This is a genomic window from Sandarakinorhabdus sp. (assembly GCF_031422795.1).
Classification (GTDB): Bacteria; Pseudomonadota; Alphaproteobacteria; order Sphingomonadales; family Sphingomonadaceae; genus Sandarakinorhabdus.
This window is the reverse complement of the sequence record NZ_JANPML010000464.1, coordinates 1-2,575: the sequence shown is the minus strand read 5'-3', so window position 1 is coordinate 2,575 and position 2,575 is coordinate 1. Positions and strand designations below refer to the sequence as shown.

Annotated in this window: 1 protein-coding gene and 1 pseudogene; both read left to right on the top strand. The window is 62.7% G+C overall.

Annotated features, from left to right (window positions below; all coding sequences use genetic code 11):
- Positions 1-436, top strand: a pseudogene (locus tag RMO81_RS15620) (ABC transporter ATP-binding protein); the annotation flags it as partial.
- A 14-nt stretch (positions 437-450) separates the two neighbouring features.
- A partial coding sequence (locus RMO81_RS15615; RefSeq protein ID WP_409049639.1) for an ABC transporter permease occupies positions 451-2,575 on the top strand: 2,125 nt, incomplete at its 3' end.

Sequence of the window (2,575 nt, the reverse complement as noted above, 5' to 3'; positions counted from 1 at the left end):
GCTGATCATCGTTGACGAGCCCACGGCCGGCCTTGATCCGGAAGAGCGCAACCGATTTCTGAACCTGTTGGCCGAGATCGGCGAGAATGTGGTGGTGATCCTGTCGACCCATATCGTTGAAGATGTCACCGATCTGTGCCCGCGCATGGCGGTGCTGGCGCAGGGCCGCATCCAGCTGGAAGGCGCGCCGCAGGATCTGATCGCAAAGGCGCGCGGCAGTGTGTGGGCCAAGACCATCAACCGCGATGCGCTGGAGGCCGTGAAGGCCAGCCATGAGGTGATTTCCACCCGGCTTTTTGCTGGCCGCACCATCGTGCATGTCTTGTCCAGCAGTGATCCGGGGCAGGGGTTTGCGCCGGTCGAAGGCGGGCTGGAGGATGTTTACTTCGCCACGCTGGCGAAGAGCCGCCGCCCCAGCACCGCCGCTGCGGCCTGATCGGGAGCATCGGCATGTTCGCTTCCATCGCGCTGTTCGAGCTGCGCTATCAACTGAAGAACCCGGTGTTCTGGGTGGTTTCGGTGCTGTTCTTCCTGTTGACCTTCGGGGCCGTCACGGTGGACGAGATCCAGATTGGTTCGGGCGGCAATGTTCACGCCAACAGCCCGGCAGCCATTGCCGAAATCCACCTGATCCTGTCAGTGTTCTTCATGTTCGTCACCACGGCCTTTGTCGCCAATGTGGTGGTGCGCGATGATGAAAGCGGCTTTGGCCCGATGGTGCGGGCGACGAGGGTTTCCAAGTTCGATTATCTGATCGCGCGCTTCTCCGGCGCCTTCATCACGGCCGCGCTGGCCTTTCTGTTTGTGCCGCTGGCGATCTTCATCGGATCGCTGATGCCGTGGCTTGATCCCGAAACACTCGGCCCCAATCGCCTCGAATATTATGCCAGGGCCTGGGCCACTCTGGCGCTGCCCAACATCTTCCTCACCTCGGCGATCTTCTTTGCGGTGGCCACGGTCACCCGCTCGATGATGGGCAGCTATGTTGGCGTGGTGGTGTTTCTGGTCGCCTATCTTGTGAGTTCGGGCATCGCCGGCGACAAACCCGAATATCGCGATATCATGGCCTTGGTCGAACCTTTTGGCCTGGCGGCGGTGGGTGATGCCACCCGGTATTGGACGGCGGCTGAATCCAACAGCCAGATGCCGGCATTGGCGGGCGCACTGCTCGGCAATCGCTTGATGGTGATTGCCGCGGGCTTTTTGGCGCTGGGCTTTGCCTATTGGCGTTTTTCCTTCGCGCAGAAGGCGCTTTCGGCCAAGGCCGCTGCCAGGGCCGACCGCAAGCAGGCCAAGGCCGCCGCTGTGTCACCCACGCTGGTCAGCGCCCTGCCGGCGGCCCGCCCGGATCAGGCCGCCGGCATCCGAATGTGGGAACGCATCCGCTTTGAAATGGTGCAGCTGTTCCGCAGCCCGGCGTTTTTCGTGCTGATGATCGTCGGCCTGTTCAATGCCGGCGGCTCGCTGTGGTTCTTTGGCGAGCTTTACGGCACGCCATCCCGCCCGGCCACGTTCGCGCTGATCCGGCAGTTGCTGGGCAGTTTCGGCATTATTCCGATCATCATCGCCATCTATTATGCCGGCGAACTGGTGTGGCGCGATCGCCAGGTGAAATTTCACGAGATCATCGATGCCACGTCGCTGCCCAACTGGGCCTATCTGGTGCCCAAGGTGCTTGGCCTGTCGGCGGTGCTGCTGTGCGTGATGCTGATTTCGGTGCTGGCGGCGGTGCTGATGCAGTTGCTGCGCGGTTTTGATGCAATCCAGCCCGGGCAGTATTTCCTGTGGTACGCCCTGCCGCTCACGGTCGAGATGATCCAACTCGCCGTGCTGGCGATCTTCGTGCAGGCCTTGAGCCCCAATAAATATGTCGGTTGGGCGATCATGACATTGTATCTGGTCAGCACCATCGTGCTCGCGCAGATGGGCTTTGAACATCCGCTCTATCTCTATGGCCAGACGCCGGCTGTGAGCCTTTCAGACATGAATGCCGATCGGCTGGGCGGGGCTGCCGCGTGGTGGCTGCGGGCCTATTGGGCCGGTTGGGCGCTGCTGCTGGCGGTGTGCGCGCATCTGTTGTGGCGGCGCGGCAATGATGTCTCGCTGCTGCCTCGTCTGGCGCGCTTGCCGGGCCGGCTGCGCGGGGTGCCGTTGCTGCTGATCGGAGCGGGGCTGGCGGGCTCGGCGGCGACCGGTGCCTATGTCTATCAGAACACCAACGTGCTGAACGAATATCGCAACCGCGATGATGCCGAGATCTGGCAGGCTGATCTGGAACGCGCCTATCTGCGTTATGAACGTCTGCCGCAGCCGCGCGCAACGGCGATGGTGATGACCGTGGACCTCAACCCGGCGCAGCGCCGCTTTGATGCCAGTGGCCGCTATACGCTGGTCAACGACACCGGTGCGCCCCTGGAAACCCTGCACGTGCGGCTGTCGGATCGCGATACCAGCCTGCTCAAGCTGGTGGTGCCCGGCACCCGTGTGGACCGCGATGATGCGCGCTTCAACTATCGCATCCTGCGCTTTGCCACGCCGCTGGCGCCCGGCGCGACCACCACGCTCGATTTTGCCA